The sequence below is a fragment of the Streptomyces beijiangensis genome, from assembly GCF_017315755.1.
Classification (GTDB): Bacteria; Actinomycetota; Actinomycetes; order Streptomycetales; family Streptomycetaceae; genus Streptomyces; species Streptomyces beijiangensis.
In genome coordinates this window covers 1-321 of the sequence record NZ_JAFLRJ010000666.1, presented here as the reverse complement: position 1 = coordinate 321, position 321 = coordinate 1, and the positions used below count along the sequence as shown (strand labels likewise).

Annotated in this window: 1 pseudogene; it reads left to right on the top strand. The window is 73.5% G+C overall.

From position 1 onward, the window contains the following. Positions 1-321: pseudogene (locus tag J0695_RS38095) on the top strand (hypothetical protein); the annotation flags it as partial.

Genomic DNA, 321 nt, shown 5'->3' with positions numbered 1-321 from the left:
AGCCGCAGCAGCCGCAGCCCGAGCAGCAGCCGCAGCAGCATCCGCACGACCCGTACACCCAGACCTGGGAAGGCCAGACCTGGGACACGCAGTACCAGCCGCTGGTCGATCAGCAGCAGCAGGCGCAGCAGGGCTACGAGCAGCCGCAGGGCAGCCAGGGCAGCCACGACAGCCATCGGAGGCCGGAGCCGGGGCACCAGCAGCCGCAGACCGGGTACCAGCACCCGCAGACCGGATACCAGCAGCCGCAGCCGCAGGCGGACGTCGACACCGCCTACCTGCCGCCGCAGTCCCACCCGCTGCCCCCCGAGGCCCCGGCCC